Below are 16,839 nucleotides of genomic sequence, written 5' to 3'. Positions count from 1 at the left end.
CGGCAAGGTCGTCACCACCCGCTGGCTCGACCCCAGCCACGGCGGCCTCAACCTCGGATTCCCCCAGAACGCATAAGGAACCTCTCCCATGAGCACACACCTCTCACTCCCCCGTTTCGCCAGCATCGGGGCCGGAGCAGTCGACGAGATCGGCTCGGTCGTCGACCAATTGGGCCTGCAGAGACCGGTTCTCGTCACCGACTCCTACCTCGTCGGCACCGGCGCGGCCGACCGGGTGATGGCCCTCCTCAGGTCGGCGGGCAAGGACCCGGCCCTGTTCGACGGCACGGTGCCCGACCCCACCACCGATTCCCTGACGGACGGGCTGAGGATCGTCGCCGAACACCGGGCGGATTCGGTGATCGGATTCGGCGGCGGCAGTCCGATGGACACCGCGAAGGCGCTGGCCGTGCTGTCCGCGAACGGCGGCGAGATGCGCTCGTACAAGGCACCTCACGTGTACACCGGGAAGGCGCTGCCGATCATCGCGATCCCGACCACCGCGGGCAGCGGCTCGGAAGCGACGCAGTTCACGGTCATCAGCGACAGTGCGTCCGACGAGAAGATGCTGTGTCCGGGGCTGTCGTTCCTGCCGATAGCCGCGATCGTGGATTTCGAACTCACGATGTCGATGCCACCGCGGCTGACCGCCGACACCGGAATCGATGCCCTCACCCACGCCATCGAGGCGTACGTCAGCAAGAAGGCTCAGCCGTTCACCGACGGACTCGCTCTCGCCGCGATCCGCACCATCGGCAAGCACATCCGCACGGCCTACGCGGACGGTGAGAACCGCACCGCGCGAGAAGCGATGATGGTCGCGTCCACCCAGGCCGGCATGGCGTTCTCCAACTCGAGCGTGGCGCTGGTCCACGGGATGAGCAGGCCGATCGGTGCGCATTTCCATGTCGCACACGGACTGTCGAATGCGATGCTGCTTCCCGCGATCACGGCGTTCTCCGTGCAGGGGGCGGAGAGCCGGTACGCCGACTGCGCGCGGGCGTTCGGCGCCGCATCGGAATCGGCGGGCGATTCCGTCGCCGCGCAGTTCCTCGTCGAGACACTGAGCACGCTGTGTCACGACCTGAAGGTGCCGACCCCGCTCGAATACGGGATCGATCGCGACGCCTGGGACGGCCTCGTCCCGCTGATGGCGCAGCAGGCGCTGGCGTCCGGGTCACCCGGCAACAACCCGGTCGCGCCCACCGCCGAGCAGATCGAGACGCTGTACGCGGAGGTCTTCGCGTAGGCAGCGACGCCGTCCGGAGCTAGAACTCGACGGTTCCCCTGAGGTACCGCCGGTAGGTTCCGGACAGGTGGACGCGGTCGCCGCGCACGTCGCAGTGAACGGTTCCGCCGCGCGCCGACAGTTGCCGTCCGACGAGGCTGCCACGCCCCAGCGTGGCAGCCCAGTACGGCGCGATCTGCGAGTGCGCGGAACCGGTCACCGGGTCTTCCTTCACCCCAGCCGCGGCACCGAACCATCGCGACACGAAGTCGACCCCGTCCAGGTCCGATGATGCGGTGACGACGACGCCGCGCACCTTCAGCGGGCTGATCACGGCGAAGTCGGGGGCCATCGACGCGATGTCGTGTTCGGATTCCGCGACGAACACGAGGTCGGTGGCCTTCAGGCTTTCCCGCACCGGGATGCCGAGTGCTGCGACGACCCGCGGATCGGCGGCGGTCGGCACCGGCACCTCTGCCGGAAAATCCATCACCAGGGTGGCGTCCGGTCCCCGATCGACGGTCAGCCAGCCGCTGCGCGTCCAGAATTGGATCCGGTTCGCGTCCGGGTTCAGGTCCTCGAGGATCTGCGCGGCGGCGGCGAGCGTCGCATGACCGCACAGGTCCACCTCGACCGCCGGCGTGAACCACCGCAGGTGATACGCCGGATGCGCCGGGTCGTGAGGTGTCGCGTCGGTGGGAAGGCGCGCGGTGTAGAACGCCGTCTCGGACAGATTGTTCTCTTCGGCCAGTTGCTGGAGAACTGAATCGTCCAGCCACTCGGTCAGCGGCATCACCGCCGCCGGGTTGCCCTCGAACGGTCCGGCGGCGAATGCGTCGATCTGATAGATGTCCAGCCTCATGGTCAGGCCCGTGCGAAGCTCATCGTCTCGCCCTCGACGCCGCGCATCCACAGGTCGTTGCACGCGGCCGCCAGTTCCGGCAGACCCTCTTCGATGGCGGCGAACACGTTGCCGGGCACCCAGCCGACGTCGCCGTTGAGCAGCAGGTTGTTGCGGCCGTAGAAGATCGCGAGGTCGGTGGCCCCCTGCGCGGCGTGCGCCTCGGAGCCGGGCTCGTACCCGTAGGCGGAGTTGCCGATCTCCCAGGGCTCGAAGTCGAACAGGCACACGTCGCCGGGAATCGGTGTGACGGTGGGGTTTTCCCGTCGCGGTGCCGCCGTGATACGCGGGATCAGCGTGTACACCTCGTTGCGCGCGTACTTGGCGTGGTACGCGTCGCCGCTCTGCGGAAGGACGTTCCACACCGCGTCGCACGTGAGCGGCGCGTCCTCGTCGAGAAGCCGGGCGCGGCACGTCACGCCGCGCTTGTCCAGGGTGATGGTGATGTAGCGAGCCATGTATGCCTCCTTCGTCGCCTGTGAGTACTTGTTAACCGCCGGCGGTTAACAAGTACTCACAGGTGCTGGTCACACTTCGTCGAGCACCTCGGACCAGATCTTCAGGGCGTCCTCGATCTGGTCTGCCGTGACGATGAGCGGTGGAATCATCCGGACCACGTTCATGTGGGCGCCGCAGGTCAGCAGCAGCAACCCCTTCTTCGCTGCCAGTTGCTGCGCCGCAGCCGCTTTCGCACGGTCCGCGGTGCCGTCGGCGGCGGTGAACTCGCTGCCCACGAGCAGTCCGAGGCCTCGGACGTCGCCGATCCCCTCGATGGCGTTCCGGCGGGCACCGTCGAGCAACTGCGCGCCCCTGGCGGCGGCATTGGCGACGAGGTCTTCCTTCTCGATGACCTCGAGCGTGGCGACCGCGGCCGCGCAGGAGACGGCGTTGCCGCCGTACGTTCCGCCCTGCGACCCCGGCCAGCCCTTGGACATCAGTTCCTCGGACGCCGCGATGCCCGACAGCGGGAAGCCGCTGGCCAGCCCCTTGGCGATGGTGATGATGTCGGGGCGGACGTCGAAGTGCTGGTGCCCGAAGAACTTGCCGGTGCGACCGAATCCGGTCTGGATCTCGTCGATGACGAGCAGGATGCCGTACCGGTCGGCGCGTTCGCGGAGTCCCTGGAAGAACGCGGTGTTGCCGGGCACGTACCCGCCCTCGCCGAGTACCGGTTCGACGATGAACGCGGCCGTCTCGTTCGGCGCGGTGAGCGTCGCGAAGATGTAGTCGAGTTCCTTGAGCGCGAACGCGGTCGCCTCCTCCTCGGACCAGCCGTAGCGGTACGCGTTGGGGAACGGTGCCACGTGCACGCCGCCCATCAGCGGGCTGAAGCCGGCCGAGAACCGGGTGCCGGACGTGGTCATCGTCGCCGTCGCGACGGTGCGCCCGTGGAAACCGCCGTGGAAGACGATCACGTTGGGCCGACCGGTCGCCTGCCGCGACAGTCGCAGCGACGCCTCCACGGCCTCGCTTCCCGAGTTCGCGAAGAACAACGAGTCGAGCCCTTCGGGCAGCACCGACCCCAGCCGGTCGACCAGTTCGAGCATCGGCTGGTGCATGACCGTGGTGTATTGGCCGTGGATCAGGGAGCCGACCTGCCTGCGGGCGGCCTCCACGACGTGGGGGTGGCAGTGCCCGGTACTGGTGACGCCGATGCCCGCGGTGAAGTCGAGGTAGCGCCGGCCGTCGGTGCCGTAGAGGTAACAACCTTCACCGTGATCGACCGTCACGGGTGTGGCCTGAGCGAGCAGTGGAGATAGCCGAGTCACGGGTAACCCTCCCACGCGTAGATGCCTTCGATGTCGGCAAGTGCATTGTCAGATTGTTGACAATCTGTATAACATGGGGACCGTCCCTACGGCAACGGAGAACGGGGAAAAATCATGCTCGAGGACGCAGCAATCGGATCGGTGCAGACCGGCCTGTTCATCGGCGGCAAGTGGCGCGACAGCGCGCGCACCATGCCGGTCCACGACCCGTCCACCGGACAGCTCCTGTGTACGGTCGCCGACGCCGACGCCGCGGAGGCCCGCGAGGCGCTCGACGCCGCTGTCGCCGCGCAACCGTCGTGGGCGGCCACGACGCCCCGCGAACGCAGCACCATCCTCGTGAACGCGCACCGGTTGCTGCTCGAGAACGTCGACCGGCTCGCGCTCGTCATGACGCTCGAGATGGGCAAGCCGCTCACCGAGGCGCGTGGTGAAATCGCCTATGCCGCAGAGTTCTTCCGCTGGTTCGCCGAGGAGGCCGTCCGCATCGACGGCGGTTACACGACGGCGCCGGGCGGCGGATCACGATTCCTCGTCACCAAACAGCCCGTCGGTCCGAGCCTGCTCATCACCCCGTGGAACTTCCCGATGGCGATGGGCACCCGCAAGATCGGGCCCGCGATCGCCGCGGGTTGCACGTCCGTCATCAAACCCGCGGCCCAGACGCCATTGTCGATCCTGGCGCTCGCCGACATCCTCACCGAGGCCGGTCTGCCGGACGGCGTCGTCAACGTCGTCACCACGTCCAGCCCCGACGAGGTCATCACTCCCCTCATCCTCGACGGCCGGGCCCGCAAGCTGTCGTTCACAGGTTCGACCAAGGTCGGGAAGCATCTGCTCGAACTGTGCGCCCGCACCGTCATGCGCACGTCCATGGAACTCGGCGGCAACGCACCGTTCCTCGTGTTCGACGACGCGAATCTCGACGACGCGGTCGACGGCGCCATGGCCGCGAAGATGCGCAATATCGGCCAGGCCTGCACGGCCGCCAACCGCATCCTCGTGCACAGTTCGGTCGCCGAGGAATTCACCCGCAAGCTCACGCAGCGGATGGAGGCCCTGCCCGTCGGCCGCGGCACCGAGGACGGCGTCGTCGTCGGACCGCTGATCGACGAGGCCGCCGTCGCCAAGGTGAGCAGCCTCGTCGCGGACGCGATCGACCGCGGCGCCACGGTACTCACCGGCGGTGAGGCACTCGACCGCCCGGGCAACTTCTACCCGGCGACGGTGCTGACGGGCGTCCCCGACGACGCCGAGATGTGCCACAACGAGATCTTCGGCCCCGTGGCCGCGATCAGCACGTTCGAGACCGAGGCCGAGGCCGTCGAGCGGGCCAACGACACCCCGTACGGGCTGGTGGCCTACGTGTACACCGAGGGCCTCAAGCGTGGCATCCGCGTGTGCGAGGCACTGGAGTCGGGCATGGTCGGGCTCAACCAGGGTGTGGTGTCGAACCCGGCCGCACCGTTCGGCGGGGTCAAGGAATCGGGGCTCGGACGCGAGGGCGGGACCACCGGCATCGACGAGTTCCTCGAAACCAAATACATCGGCGTCGCGATGTGAAATCGCCTCAGAGCCAGGTGTCTTCCGACGACGTCGTGAGGAACGCCTCGAGGTCGTCGCGCCACGGCGCGGGCACGGTCTTGTCCGGTTCGATGCCGGTGTACTGACCGCGGTAGAACAGCAACGGCCGCTCCTCCCTGATCTCGCTCAGGGAGGAGACTCGGCCGAACACCACCCAGTGGTCCCCGCCGTCGTGCACGCTCTCGAGCGAGCAGTCGACGTGGGCGAGCGAACCGGTGAGGATCGGCGAACCCAGCGGCGACGCCGTCCAGTCGATGCCGGCGAACTTGTCCGGTTCACGGGACCCGAATCGGGCGCACGTCGACTGCTGCTCTTCGGCGAGCACGTTGACGCAGAACACGCCGCTGCGTTCGATCGCCGCCCACGACCGCGACGTCTTGGTCGGGCAGAACAGCACCAGCGGCGGTTCCAGCGACAGCGCGGCGAACGACTGGCAGGCGAACCCCACCGGTTCGCCGTCGTCGACGGTCGTGATGATGGTGACACCGGTGCAGAACTGGCCGAGCACGGTCCGGAACCGTCGCGGATCGATCGCCGCGGCCGCGACGGCCCCGTCCCCGGTCACCTCGCTCACGGCTGCATCCCGACGCTGAAGTCGTGACCCCACAGGCTGACGGCCGTGCTCTCCCTCGCAATCCAGCTCTCGTCCTCCACCTGACGTCCCTCGCAACCGAATTCGACGTCGAACCCGCCGGGCGTCTTCATGTAGAACGACAGCATCAGGTCGTTGACGTGACGGCCGAGCGTGGCCGACATCTTGACTTTCTTGCGGAGCGCGCGGTCGAGGCACAACCCGACGTCGTCGGAGTTCTCGACCTCGATCATGAGATGCACGATGCCGCTGGGCGTGGGCATCGGCAGGAACGCGAGGCTGTGGTGACGCGGATTGCAGCCGAAGAACCGCAACCACGCCGGTTTGCCGTCCGCGGGCCGCCCGACCATCTGCGGGGGCAGCCGCATCGAATCGCGCAGGCGGAAGCCGAGCACGTCGCGGTAGAAGCGCAGCGACGCGTCGTCGTCCGTCGTCGAGAGGACGACGTGCCCGAGACCCTGCTCCCCGGTGACGAACTTGTGCCCGTACGGGCTGACCACCCGCCGGTGCTCGAGGGCTGCGCCGTGGAAGGCCTCGAGTGTGTTGCCGGACGGGTCCTCGAACGTGATCAACTCGTCGACCCGGCGGTCCTGCAGTTGCTCGGCCGTGCCCTCCTTGAACGCGACACCGGCCGCCGACAGGTTGTCGCGAACCTCCTGCAGCTCCGCCGCATTGGCCGTCTCCCAGCCCGACACCGACAGCCGGTCGTGTTCCCCGTGGACGATCACGAGACGCGCCGGAAAGCCGTCCATCCGCAGATACAGGGCGTCCGGGTCGGAGCCCTTGCCCTCGACCATGCCGAGCACCTTGAGGCCGTATTCGCGCCACGCGGCCATGTCGGTGGCCTCGATGCGCATATACGCCAGTGAACGAATACTCATCACTTACCCCCGTCCAGGAGGAAATCGGTTGCCAGGCGGTTGAACTCGTCGAACTTCTCCAGCTGCGCCCAGTGCCCGCAGCCGCCGAAGACGTGCAACTGCGCCCGCGGGATCAACTTCAATGCCACCAGAGCCCCGTCGAGCGGGTTGACCCGGTCTTCGCGACCCCAGATCAGCAGCACCCGCTGCCGCAGCTTGTAGGCGTCGCGCCACAGCATGCCCAGTTCGAAATCGGCCGAGGAGAACGACTTTCCCATCGCCTTGGCGGCGGCGAGGGACTCCGGGGTGCTCGCGGCGGCGAACCGTTCGTCGATCAGCTCGTCGGTGATCAGGTTCTGGTCGAACACCATGATCCGCAGGAACGCCTCGAGATTCTCCCGGGTGGGCTGGTAGCCGAACCTGCCGAGGTTCTTCACACCCTCGGTCGGGTCCGGGGCGAACAGGTTGACGCTCAGCCCGCCCGGCCCCATGAGCACCAGTCGGCCGGCGCGGTCCGGGTAGTCCAGCGCGAAACGCACCGCGGCACCGCCCCCGAGAGAATTACCGAGCAGGTGGACGCGTCCGCCGATGTCGAGGGTGTCGAGCAGATCCTTCAGCGCGGACGCACTGTGCACGAAGTACTGCGGGTGCTCGGTCGGCTTGTCCGACAACCCGTACCCCGGCTGATCGACGGCGAGCACGTGGAACTTCTCGGCGAGAACCGGGATGTTCCTGGCGAAGTTCGACCACGACGACGCACCCGGACCGCCGCCGTGCAGCAGCACGATCGTGGTGTCGTTGCCGACGCCGGCCTCGTGGTAGTGCAACTTCAGGTCGGACCGGACCTGGGCGAACTTCGAGGTGGACTCGAACGTGAGGGCTTCTTCGGTCGTCGTCACGTGTTCTCCTAGACCATCGTGTCGGTGATGGGCAGCCCGAATTCGCCTGCCCCGTACATGACGTAGGCGCGCTCGGGATCGTTGGCAGCGTGGACGCGTCCGGCGTGCGCATCCCGCCAGAACCGCTGCAGCGGCGTGCCGTTGGCCAGCGCGGTGGCCCCCGAACTCTCGAACAGTTTGTCGATGGACGAAATGGCGCGGCCGGTGGCACGCACCTGGTCGCGACGCGCCCGCAGCCGCAGCTCGAACGGGACCTCCCGGCCGTCGACGAGCAGGGCGTATTCGTCGGCGACGTTGCCGGACAACTGGCGCCACGCGGCGTCGATGTCACTCGAGGCCTCGGCGATGCGGACCTTCGCGAACGGGTCGTCCTTCGCCTTCTCGCCTGCGAACGCCGCGCGGACCCGCTTGCCCTGGTGCTCGACGTGGGCGTCGTACGCGCCGTACGCCATTCCGACGATCGGCGCGGAGATGGTGGTGGGATGGATTGTTCCCCAGGGCATCTTGTACACGGGCGCGGTGTTGCGCTCGAGCCCGGGAGCGGTGAGGGTGCTCATCGCCTTGAAGCTGAGCACGCGGTGCGTCGGGACGAACACGTCCTCGACCACGACGGTGTTGCTGCCGGTTCCGCGGAGCCCGACCACGTTCCACACGTCGTCGATCCGGTAGTCCTCGCGGGGAATCAGAAAGCTGACGAAGTCGACGGGGCGGCCGTCCTTGATGACGGGCCCGCCGAGCACCGCCCAGGTGGCGTGATCACAGCCGGACGACCAGGCCCACGCGCCGTTGACCGTGTATCCGCCGTCGACGACCTGGCCTGCGCCCATCGGCGCGTACGACGACGAGATGCGGACGTCGGTGTCGTTGCCCCACACGTCCTCCTGCGCCTGCTGGGAGAACAGCGCGAGGTGCCAGTTGTGGACACCGATGATCGACGAGACCCATCCGGTGGAACCGCAGGCGCTCGCGATCTTCCGCACCGCGGAGTAGAACAGCACCGGATCCGCCTGGTAACCACCCCACTGTTCGGGCTGAAGCAACCGGAAGAATCCGGTCTCCTGGAGCGCCTTCATGGAATCGTCGGGGATACGACGGAGATCCTCGGTCTCCTGCGCACGCTCTCGCAGCGTCGGCAGTAGTGCGTCGAGCCGCTGCATCACATCGTGACTGTCATGGTCACCCACAGGACGCTCCTGTCTCGTTCGATGGTTCACTTGTCTTCTGAGACTAGAACACGTTCCCATTTATGTCGAGATACCGGCAAAGGTGCTGTTTGACGGCCCGGGTCTGGAACAAAGCCCCCGAAAATCTGGCGGATCGCATCGAAGTTCTATAACGTGTTCTACTAACAGCATGAAGGGATGTGAGGGCACAATGGCGCAGATTCGCGAGATCGATGTGGGCACGGTCCAGACGCGCTTCGCGCGTGGTTGGCACTGCCTCGGTTTGACCAAGACGTTCAAGGACGGCAAACCGCATTCGATCGAGGCATTCGGCACCAAACTCGTCGTCTTCGCCGACAGCCAGGGCGAACTGAAGGTTCTGGACGCGTACTGCCGGCACATGGGCGGAGACCTGTCGCAGGGCACCGTGAAGGGCGATTCCGTGGCCTGCCCGTTCCACGACTGGCGCTGGGGCGGCAACGGCAAGTGCACCAGCATTCCCTACGCACGCCGGGTACCCCCGATCGCCCGCACCCGGGCATGGACCACGCTCGAGCAGAACGGTCAACTGTTCGTGTGGAACGACCCGGAGGGCAATCCCCCGCCGGAGAACGTCACCATCCCCCGCATCGAGGGCGCCTACAGCGACGAGTGGACCGACTGGACCTGGAACTCGATGCTGATCGAGGGCTCCAACTGCCGCGAGATCATCGACAACGTGGTCGACATGGCGCACTTCTTCTACATCCACTACGCGTTCCCGACGTACTTCAAGAACGTCTTCGAAGGCCACGTCGCGACGCAGTACCTCAACACGAAGGGCCGCCCCGACGTCGGGATGGCGACTCAGTACGGCATGGAATCGCTGCTGCGCTCCGAGGCCGCGTACTACGGCCCGTCCTACATGATCAATCCGCTGTGGAACAGCTACGGCGGGTACGAGGTCGAGAGCGTCCTCATCAACTGCCATTATCCGGTGACGAACAATTCGTTCATGCTGCAGTACGGCGTCACCGTCAAGAAGCCCACCGGCATCGACGACGTGACGGCCGACAAACTGGCCGCGAAGTTCACCGAGGGCATCGCCGAGGGCTTCCTGCAGGACGTCGAGATCTGGAAGAACAAGACCAAGATCGACAATCCCCTGCTCTGCGACGAAGACGGTCCGGTCTACCAGCTGCGACGCTGGTACGACCAGTTCTACGTCGACGTCGCCGACGTCACCGACAAGATGACGCAGCGCTTCGAGTTCGAGGTCGACACCACCAAGGCCAACGAGGCCTGGCAGCACGAGGTCGAGGAGAACCTGGCCCGGCAGAAGGCCGAACGTGAGGCCGCCGAGGGGTCCGAGAACACGACCGCGGCGCGGTCCGACAGCAGGGAAGCGCAGGTCTGATCATGAGTGCCTCGACCGAATGGGCCAAAGCTCCCGACTTCGCCGGGCAGCCTGCTCGGCTCGAGGCCATTCATGCGCAGACGGTGGCCGACAAGGCCACCTACCTCGACGACGGAATGAACGAAGTCGAGTGCCGTACGTGCGGAACCTGTGTGCTGGTGCGCAAGAACAGCCTCAAGCACACGAGCGTCCAGTGGACGGACGACCCCGCGAAGACGTGCCCGACATTCCGGGACGCCGTCGGCGAGGGAAAGTCCACCGCGCTCCGGGAAGGGTGCCCGCGGCTGTGGGACAGCATCGATCACGCGGTGATGGAGGGGTTCATCGACGTGCGAGATCGAGTCGAATAGTCGCCGGCGCCTACGCGCCCGGGTAGATCGCCCAATGTGACATTCGTGCTGTCAGGACCTGCACGAATGTCACATCGGGCGCTTACGCTGGAATGTGCCGTCGGACGCGGCGGCGTCAGCCGAACCACCGGAGGCGTGCCATGACAGGCCGAATCGTGCACTTCGAGATCCCCTTCGACGACGGCGACCGCGCACGAGCGTTCTATCGGGACGCATTCGGGTGGGCCATCGCCGAGATCCCCGACATGGAATACAGCATGGTCACCACCGGCCCCGTCGGCGAGAGCGGCATGCCCGACGAACCCGGGTACATCAACGGCGGCATGATGGCTCGCGGCGAGGTGACCTCTCCCCTGGTCACCGTCGACGTCGAGAGCATCGATGCAGCCCTGGAGAAGATCGAATCCCTCGGCGGGAAGACCGTCACCGGCAGGACCGCCGTCGGGAACATGGGTTTCGCCGCGTACTTCACCGATTCCGAGGGAAACGTCGTCGGGCTGTGGGAGACCGCCCGCTGACCCGTGAGTACTTGTTAACCGCCGGACGTTAAGAAGTACTCACGGGCGCTCGCGCTGTAGTTCCAGCGCGATGTCGATGAGCTGATCCTCCTGGCCGCCGACGAGTTTGCGTTTGCCCGCGCGGACGAGGAGTTCGGCGGACGAGACGCCGTACCGTTCGGCCTGGCGTTCGGCGTGCTTGAGGAAGCTGGAATAGACGCCGGCGTACCCCATCATCAGGGCCTGCCGGTCGAGGAGGCATTCGGCGGGCATCGCGGGCCGCACCACGTCCTCGGCGGCGTCGGCGATGGCGAAGAAGTCGATGCCCGTCTTGACGCCGATCTTGTCGCACACCCCGACGAACGCCTCGACCGGTGCGTTTCCGGCGCCGGCACCGAATCGTCGTGTACTGCCGTCGATCTGCTTGGCACCCGCCCGGACCGCGGCGATCGAGTTGGCGACACCGAGGCCGAGGTTCTCGTGACCGTGGAAGCCGACCTGAGCGTCCGAGCCGAGTTCCTGCACCAGCGCTTCGACGCGGTCGGATACCTGCTCGAGCACGAGCGCGCCCGCGGAGTCGACGACGTACACGCACTGGCAGCCTGCGTCGGCCATGATGCGGGCCTGCTGGGCGAGCTTCTCCGGTGGGATGGAGTGGGCCATCATCAGGAACCCGACGGTCTCGAGGCCGCGGTCGCGGGCCAGCCCGAAGTGCTGGATGGACACGTCCGCCTCGGTGCAGTGGGTGGCGATGCGGCAGATCGACGCGCCGTTGTCCTGGGCGACGATGATGTCGTCCTTGATGCCGAGTCCCGGCAGCATCAGAAACGCGATCTTCGCGTTCTTCGCCGTGTCGACGGCGATCGAGATGAGTTCCTGCTCGGGCACCTTCGAGAACCCGTAGTTGAACGACGACCCACCGAGTCCGTCGCCGTGGGTCACCTCGATGACGGGGACCCCGGCGTTGTCGAGGGCACCGACGATGGCCCGGACCTCGTCACCGGTGAACTGGTGCCGCTTGTGGTGCGAACCGTCCCGCAGGGAGGTGTCGGTGACGCGGATGTCCCAGCTGCTGCGCATATTTCCCGTCGCTCCGCTCGCCCCTTCGAAATGGACCATTGTGCTCATGCCTCCACACTCAGGAGCTTCTGGGCGATCTCCTCGCCCACCTTGGTTGCCGCGGCGGTCATGATGTCGAGGTTGCCCGCGTACGGCGGCAGGAAGTCGCCTGCACCCTCGACCTCGACGAACGTCGTGACCGTCGCCTGCCCGCCCGACACGACGCTCGGGTCGTCGAACTGGGGTTCGTTCAGGAGCCGGTAGCCGGGGACGTACTGCTGGATGTCCGCGACGACGCGGTGGATGGACTCGGTGATGGCGGCGCGGTCGGCGTCCTCGGGGATCGCGCAGAAGATCGTGTCGCGCATGATCATCGGCGGGTCGGCGGGGTTGAGGATGATGATGGCCTTGCCGCGCCGCGCTCCGCCGATGGTCTCGATGCCGCGGCTGGTGGTCTTGGTGAACTCGTCGATGTTGGCGCGGGTGCCCGGGCCCGCGGAGACGGACGCCACCGACGCGACGATCTCGGCATAGGGCACGTCGACGACGCGGGAGACCGCGTACACGATCGGGATCGTGGCCTGCCCGCCGCACGTGATCATGTTGACGTTGGGGGCGCCGAGGTGTTCGCGCAGGTTGGCGGGCGGGACCACGGCCGGTCCGACGGCGGCGGGGGTGAGGTCGACGGCGCGGATGCCCGCGGCCTCGTACCGCGGTGCGGCCTCACGGTGCACGTACGCCGATGTGGCCTCGAAGACGAGGTCGGGTTTCTCCGGCTGGTTCAGCAACCAGTCGACGCCCTCGGCGGACGTCTCCAGTCCCATCTTGCGGGCCCGTGCCAGACCCTCGCTGTCGGGGTCGATCCCGATCATCCAGCGCGGTTCGAGCCACTCGGATCGCTGCAGCTTGTAGAGCAGGTCGGTGCTGATGTTGCCCGAGCCGACGATCGCCACACTTGCCTTGGTCATGAACAGACTCCTACTTGAACTGCAGGGATACGGATCCGAGCCCACTGAACTCGGCGCGGAAGTGATCGCCCGGGTGCGCGTCGATGGCGCGGGTGCAGGAACCGGGCAGCACGATGTCGCCGGCCTTCAACCGCACGCCGAAGCTCTCGACCTTCTGCGCGAGCCAGGCGACGGCGGTCACCGGGTTGCCGAGCACCGCGTCGCTGCGGCCCTCTGCCTTGACCTCGCCGTTGCTCGTCAGGACGGCGTCGATGGCCTTGATGTCGATGTCCGCCGGTCGCACCCTGTTCTTGCCGAGCACGAAACCGGCGGACGACGCGTTGTCTGCGATCGTGTCCGGCAAGGTGATCTTCCAGTCGGTGATCCGGCTGTCGATCAGTTCGATGGACGGCGCGAACGCCACGGTGGCGTCGAGGACGTCCTGTTCCGTGCAGCCCTCGCCGGGGAGATCGGCGCCCAGCACGAACGCGACCTCCACCTCGACGCGCGGGAAGCAGAACCGGGCGGTGTCGACGGGTTGGTCCTCGAACACTTCCATGTCGGCGAGCAGGTGGCCGTAGTCGGGTTCGTCGACACCCATCATCTGCTGCATGGCGAGCGACGACAGGCCCACCTTGTGCCCGACGACCTTCGCGCCGTCCTGCAGCCGGCGCCGGATGTTGAGGAGCTGGATCTCGTAGGCGTCGACGACGTCGATGTCGGGGTGGTCCGCGGTCAGGGGACCAATGGGAGCGCGGCTGCGTTCCGCGGCGTCGAGCTGATCCGCCAACTCGGTGCGTAGTTGCGTCGAGAGCATGGTTCGATGCCTTCCCTGAAGTTCGTTTGCGTGCGCACGCCGACCGGTTTTCACTGCAACGTGTTTCGTTCTTCTTCGTTGGCGTCAGTAATACTTCCTGGCAGAAAGGATGGACTGACAACAACATCATTCTATAACGTGTTCTACATGAGCAAGCACGAATACGACATCGTGGTCGTCGGTAGCGGTGCCGGTGGTATGACCGCGGCCCTGACCGCGGCCCACAAGGGACTCAGCGTCGTCATCCTCGAAAAGGCAGCGCACTTCGGTGGCTCCACCGCACGCTCCGGCGGTGGCGTCTGGATCCCGAACAACGAGGCCCTGATCGCCGCCGGTGTCGAGGACACCACCGACGCCGCGCGGACCTACCTCCACAGCATCATCGGCGACGTCGTCCCGAAGGACCGGATCGACGCCTACATCGACCGCGGCCCCGAAATGCTGTCGTTCGTGTTGAAGAACAGCCCGCTGAAACTGCAGTGGGTGCCCGAATACTCCGACTACTACCCCGAGGCCCCCGGCGGCCGGCTCGGCGGACGGTCCGTCGAGCCGACCCCGTTCGACGGCCGGAAACTCGGCGCCGACCTCGCGAAGCTCGAACCCGATTACGTCAAGGCCCCCTCGAATTTCGTGATCACCCAAGCCGATTACCGCTGGCTGAACCTCCTGATGCGCAACCCGCGCGGTCCGCTGCGGGCCGCCCGAGTCGGGCTCCGGTTCCTCGGCGCCAAACTCACCGGCAAGCGCCTGCTCGTCCGCGGTCAGGCCCTCGTCGCCGGACTGCAGGCCGGGCTGAAGGCCGCAGGCGTCCCGATCCTGCTCGACACCCCGCTCACCGACCTGTACGTGGAGGACGGCGTGGTCCGGGGCGTCAACGCCACGGTCGACGGACAGCCGCAGGTGTTCCGGGCACGACGCGGCGTGGTGATCGCGTCGGGCGGATTCGAGCACAACGACGAGGCCCGCAAGAAGTACCAGCGGGCGCCGATCGGCACCGAGTGGACCGTCGGCGCGAAGGCCAATACGGGCGACGGCATCTGGGCCGGCGAAAAGCTCGGTGCCGCTCTCGATCTGATGGAGGACGCCTGGTGGGGACCGTCCATCCCGCTGACCGGCGGACCGTGGTTCGCGCTGTCCGAGCGGAGCCTGCCCGGCTGCATCATGATCAACGAATCCGGCAAGCGCTTCGTCAACGAATCGGCACCGTACGTCGAGGCGACGCACGCGATGTACGGCGGGACGCACGGCCAGGGCGACGGGCCCGGCGAGAACGTCCCGTGCTGGCTCGTCCTCGACCAGCGGTACCGCGATCGGTACGCGTTCGCCGGCGTCACCCCACGCTCCCCGTTCCCCGGTCGCTGGCTGAAGGCCGGTGTCATCGTCAAGGCGGGCACCGTCGCCGAACTGGCCGGGAAGATCGGCGTTCCCGTCGACGCGCTCACCGAAACGGTCTCGCGTTTCAACACTTTCGCCCGCAGTGGCAAGGACGAGGACTTCGGCCGCGGTGAGAGCGGATACGACCACTACTACGGCGATCCCCGCAACAAGCCGAACCCCAGCCTCGGTGCACTCCAGAAGGCGCCGTTCTTCGCCGTCAAGATGGTTCCGGGCGATCTCGGCACCAAGGGCGGACTCCGCACCGACCGCAACGCGCGCGTTCTCCGACAGGACGGCAGCACCATCGAGAACCTCTACGCGGTGGGCAATGCCAGCGGTCCGGTGATGGGCCACACGTACGCCGGCCCCGGCGCGACCATCGGTCCGGCGATGACGTTCGGCTACCTCGCGGTCCTCGATATCCTCGAGAAGTCCGCCCAGTCCGACTCGCCGACGTCACTGACCGGAGACGCCACCAATGCCCATTGATCCGAACATCGCCATCGGGGCCGAACTGCCCACCCAGGAGTTCTCCTGGACCAGTTCCGACGTGCAGCACTACCACCTCGCTCTCGGCGCCGGGTCGCGCCCGCTCGACGAGAAGGAGTTGCGCTACCTGACCGACGGGACACCGCAGGTACTTCCGACGTTCGCCACGGTCGCGGCGAATTTCCATGCCACCGAGGCGCCGAGCGTGTCGTTCCCGGGAGTCGAGATCGACCTCGCCAAGGTGGTCCACGGCACCCAGGAAGTGACGGTGCACCGGCCGATTCCCCCGGAGGGCAAGGCCCGCACCACCACCCGCATCGTCGAGGTGTGGGACAAGGGCAAGGCCGCCGTCATCGTGCAGGAATCGGCGACCACCGACCTCGACGGCACTCCCCTGTGGACCGGGCGGTCGTCGATCTTCGCCCGCGGCGAAGGCGGTTTCGGCGGCGAGCGCGGACCGTCCCAGTCCGTCGCGCTGCCCGACCGGCCCGCCGACGTCGAGGTCGACACCCCCGTCCTTCCGCAGCAGGCACTGCTGTACCGGATGTGCGGTGACCGCAACCCCCTGCACTCCGACCCGAAGTTCGCTTCCGCCGCAGGGTTTCCCGCGCCCATCCTGCACGGCCTGTGCACCTACGGCATGGTGTGCAAGGCGGCCGTGGACGCGGTCCTCGACTCGGACGCAGCGCAGGTCGCGGGGTTCCGGGTCCGGTTCGCCGGCGTCGTGTTCCCCGGCGAGACCCTGCACACGCGGATCTGGAAGGAACCGGGCAGACTCCTCATCTCGGCGACGGTCCCCGAGCGCGATCACGCCCCGGCCCTGGCCGACGTGGTCCTGACCCTGGCCGGCGCGTGACAGTTACCGAAACTTGACCGAATTCGCCCAGTTCGGGCGGATATTCGCAATTGCC

Annotated in this window: 17 protein-coding genes and 1 pseudogene; 8 read left to right on the top strand and 10 right to left on the bottom strand. The window is 67.0% G+C overall.

Annotated elements, in window-relative coordinates:
* Positions 1 to 76 (top strand): annotated as a pseudogene (locus tag MLGJGCBP_RS54490) (methylmalonate-semialdehyde dehydrogenase); the annotation flags it as partial.
* 12 nt (positions 77 to 88) lie between these two features.
* The gene (locus tag MLGJGCBP_RS40295; protein WP_160102931.1) at positions 89 to 1,249 is read left to right on the top strand and encodes an iron-containing alcohol dehydrogenase; all 1,161 of its coding nucleotides are present in this window, start codon (positions 89 to 91) and stop codon (positions 1,247 to 1,249) included.
* 19 nt (positions 1,250 to 1,268) lie between these two features.
* Here MLGJGCBP_RS40295 and MLGJGCBP_RS40290 read toward each other — a convergent pair whose 3' ends face one another.
* The 3 genes from MLGJGCBP_RS40290 to MLGJGCBP_RS40280 all read right to left on the bottom strand — a co-directional run bounded on the left by MLGJGCBP_RS40290 (position 1,269) and on the right by MLGJGCBP_RS40280 (position 3,898).
* Entirely contained in the window at positions 1,269 to 2,090 is an 822-nt protein-coding gene (locus tag MLGJGCBP_RS40290) for a PhzF family phenazine biosynthesis protein (protein WP_160102929.1), read from the bottom strand.
* A gap of 2 nt (positions 2,091 to 2,092) precedes the next feature.
* Entirely contained in the window at positions 2,093 to 2,587 is a 495-nt protein-coding gene (locus MLGJGCBP_RS40285) for a DUF3830 family protein (RefSeq protein WP_087559473.1), read from the bottom strand.
* A 69-nt stretch (positions 2,588 to 2,656) separates the two neighbouring features.
* Complete coding sequence (locus tag MLGJGCBP_RS40280; protein WP_160102927.1) at positions 2,657 to 3,898, bottom strand: aspartate aminotransferase family protein; 1,242 nt, start codon at positions 3,896 to 3,898, stop codon at positions 2,657 to 2,659.
* A 114-nt stretch (positions 3,899 to 4,012) separates the two neighbouring features.
* Here MLGJGCBP_RS40280 and MLGJGCBP_RS40275 point away from each other — a divergent pair, with 114 nt between their 5' ends.
* Complete coding sequence (locus tag MLGJGCBP_RS40275; RefSeq protein WP_160102925.1) at positions 4,013 to 5,461, top strand: NAD-dependent succinate-semialdehyde dehydrogenase; 1,449 nt, start codon at positions 4,013 to 4,015, stop codon at positions 5,459 to 5,461.
* Positions 5,462 to 5,468: 7 nt separating this feature from the next.
* On the opposite strand, the gene hsaB is transcribed toward MLGJGCBP_RS40275, so the two are convergent.
* Genes hsaB through hsaA form a run of 4 tightly spaced genes read right to left on the bottom strand, consistent with a single transcriptional unit; the run spans position 5,469 to position 9,017 of the window.
* Positions 5,469 to 6,056, bottom strand: a complete 588-nt coding sequence (gene hsaB, locus MLGJGCBP_RS40270) for a 3-hydroxy-9,10-secoandrosta-1,3,5(10)-triene-9,17-dione monooxygenase reductase subunit (protein ID WP_160102923.1) — start codon at positions 6,054 to 6,056, stop codon at positions 5,469 to 5,471.
* Positions 6,053 to 6,955 carry an iron-dependent extradiol dioxygenase HsaC gene (gene hsaC, locus MLGJGCBP_RS40265; RefSeq protein ID WP_160102921.1) on the bottom strand — a complete coding sequence of 301 codons (903 nt, stop codon included), beginning with the start codon at positions 6,953 to 6,955 and terminating at the stop codon, positions 6,053 to 6,055. Before hsaC ends, hsaB begins: the two co-directional genes overlap by 4 nt.
* Positions 6,955 to 7,833 carry a 4,5:9,10-diseco-3-hydroxy-5,9,17-trioxoandrosta-1(10),2-diene-4-oate hydrolase gene (hsaD, locus tag MLGJGCBP_RS40260; protein ID WP_160102919.1) on the bottom strand — a complete coding sequence of 293 codons (879 nt, stop codon included), beginning with the start codon at positions 7,831 to 7,833 and terminating at the stop codon, positions 6,955 to 6,957. The genes hsaC and hsaD overlap by 1 nt, the downstream gene beginning before the upstream one ends.
* A gap of 8 nt (positions 7,834 to 7,841) precedes the next feature.
* A complete protein-coding gene (hsaA, locus tag MLGJGCBP_RS40255) occupies positions 7,842 to 9,017 on the bottom strand; it encodes a 3-hydroxy-9,10-secoandrosta-1,3,5(10)-triene-9,17-dione monooxygenase oxygenase subunit (protein WP_160102917.1) in 1,176 nt (391 codons plus the stop codon).
* A 190-nt stretch (positions 9,018 to 9,207) separates the two neighbouring features.
* Here hsaA and MLGJGCBP_RS40250 point away from each other — a divergent pair, with 190 nt between their 5' ends.
* The 3 genes from MLGJGCBP_RS40250 (at position 9,208) to MLGJGCBP_RS40240 (ending at position 11,260) form a co-directional block, all read left to right on the top strand.
* A complete protein-coding gene (locus MLGJGCBP_RS40250) occupies positions 9,208 to 10,392 on the top strand; it encodes a Rieske 2Fe-2S domain-containing protein (protein WP_160102915.1) in 1,185 nt (394 codons plus the stop codon).
* Positions 10,393 to 10,394: 2 nt separating this feature from the next.
* The gene (locus MLGJGCBP_RS40245) at positions 10,395 to 10,742 is read left to right on the top strand and encodes a hypothetical protein (RefSeq protein ID WP_160102913.1); all 348 of its coding nucleotides are present in this window, start codon (positions 10,395 to 10,397) and stop codon (positions 10,740 to 10,742) included.
* Positions 10,743 to 10,882: 140 nt separating this feature from the next.
* On the top strand, positions 10,883 to 11,260 hold the full coding sequence (locus tag MLGJGCBP_RS40240; RefSeq protein WP_160102911.1) for a VOC family protein: 378 nt from the start codon (positions 10,883 to 10,885) through the stop codon (positions 11,258 to 11,260).
* Positions 11,261 to 11,299: 39 nt separating this feature from the next.
* Here the strand turns inward: MLGJGCBP_RS40240 and dmpG are convergent, their stop codons facing one another.
* Genes dmpG through MLGJGCBP_RS40225 form a run of 3 tightly spaced genes read right to left on the bottom strand, consistent with a single transcriptional unit; the run spans position 11,300 to position 14,062 of the window.
* Entirely contained in the window at positions 11,300 to 12,319 is a 1,020-nt protein-coding gene (gene dmpG / locus MLGJGCBP_RS40235; RefSeq protein ID WP_160102937.1) for a 4-hydroxy-2-oxovalerate aldolase, read from the bottom strand.
* 44 nt (positions 12,320 to 12,363) lie between these two features.
* Entirely contained in the window at positions 12,364 to 13,266 is a 903-nt protein-coding gene (locus MLGJGCBP_RS40230) for an acetaldehyde dehydrogenase (acetylating) (protein WP_160102909.1), read from the bottom strand.
* A gap of 10 nt (positions 13,267 to 13,276) precedes the next feature.
* The gene (locus MLGJGCBP_RS40225) at positions 13,277 to 14,062 is read right to left on the bottom strand and encodes a 2-keto-4-pentenoate hydratase (protein ID WP_087559461.1); all 786 of its coding nucleotides are present in this window, start codon (positions 14,060 to 14,062) and stop codon (positions 13,277 to 13,279) included.
* Between the two features lie 147 nt (positions 14,063 to 14,209).
* Here MLGJGCBP_RS40225 and kstD point away from each other — a divergent pair, with 147 nt between their 5' ends.
* Positions 14,210 to 15,928, top strand: coding sequence for a 3-oxosteroid 1-dehydrogenase (gene kstD, locus MLGJGCBP_RS40220; protein WP_160102907.1), 1,719 nt, complete (start codon positions 14,210 to 14,212; stop codon positions 15,926 to 15,928).
* Positions 15,918 to 16,784 (top strand): MaoC/PaaZ C-terminal domain-containing protein, encoded by an 867-nt coding sequence (locus tag MLGJGCBP_RS40215; protein WP_160102905.1) that lies wholly within the window; start codon positions 15,918 to 15,920, stop codon positions 16,782 to 16,784. Before kstD ends, MLGJGCBP_RS40215 begins: the two co-directional genes overlap by 11 nt.
* The last annotated feature ends 55 nt before the right edge of the window (positions 16,785 to 16,839 follow it).

Origin of the sequence: Rhodococcus sp. T7 (genome assembly GCF_009872365.1) — a bacterium.
GTDB lineage: Bacteria > Actinomycetota > Actinomycetes > Mycobacteriales > Mycobacteriaceae > Rhodococcus_F.
The sequence above is the reverse complement of the archived record's forward strand: the minus strand, read 5'-3'. Positions and strand labels throughout refer to the sequence as shown.

What these genes read in the sequence shown, in the direction of transcription:
- MLGJGCBP_RS40230 (WP_160102909.1), bottom strand. Translation starts at nt 13,266, where the DNA reads ATGACCAAGGCAAGTGTGGCGATCGTCGGCTCGGGCAACATCAGCACC.
- MLGJGCBP_RS40240 (WP_160102911.1), top strand. Translation starts at nt 10,883, where the DNA reads ATGACAGGCCGAATCGTGCACTTCGAGATCCCCTTCGACGACGGCGAC.
- hsaC (WP_160102921.1), bottom strand. Translation starts at nt 6,955, where the DNA reads ATGAGTATTCGTTCACTGGCGTATATGCGCATCGAGGCCACCGACATG.
- MLGJGCBP_RS40225 (WP_087559461.1), bottom strand. Translation starts at nt 14,062, where the DNA reads ATGCTCTCGACGCAACTACGCACCGAGTTGGCGGATCAGCTCGACGCC.
- dmpG (WP_160102937.1), bottom strand. Translation starts at nt 12,319, where the DNA reads ATGCGCAGCAGCTGGGACATCCGCGTCACCGACACCTCCCTGCGGGAC.
- MLGJGCBP_RS40245 (WP_160102913.1), top strand. Translation starts at nt 10,395, where the DNA reads ATGAGTGCCTCGACCGAATGGGCCAAAGCTCCCGACTTCGCCGGGCAG.
- kstD (WP_160102907.1), top strand. Translation starts at nt 14,210, where the DNA reads ATGAGCAAGCACGAATACGACATCGTGGTCGTCGGTAGCGGTGCCGGT.
- MLGJGCBP_RS40250 (WP_160102915.1), top strand. Translation starts at nt 9,208, where the DNA reads ATGGCGCAGATTCGCGAGATCGATGTGGGCACGGTCCAGACGCGCTTC.
- MLGJGCBP_RS40275 (WP_160102925.1), top strand. Translation starts at nt 4,013, where the DNA reads ATGCTCGAGGACGCAGCAATCGGATCGGTGCAGACCGGCCTGTTCATC.
- MLGJGCBP_RS40295 (WP_160102931.1), top strand. Translation starts at nt 89, where the DNA reads ATGAGCACACACCTCTCACTCCCCCGTTTCGCCAGCATCGGGGCCGGA.
- MLGJGCBP_RS40215 (WP_160102905.1), top strand. Translation starts at nt 15,918, where the DNA reads ATGCCCATTGATCCGAACATCGCCATCGGGGCCGAACTGCCCACCCAG.
- MLGJGCBP_RS40290 (WP_160102929.1), bottom strand. Translation starts at nt 2,090, where the DNA reads ATGAGGCTGGACATCTATCAGATCGACGCATTCGCCGCCGGACCGTTC.
- MLGJGCBP_RS40285 (WP_087559473.1), bottom strand. Translation starts at nt 2,587, where the DNA reads ATGGCTCGCTACATCACCATCACCCTGGACAAGCGCGGCGTGACGTGC.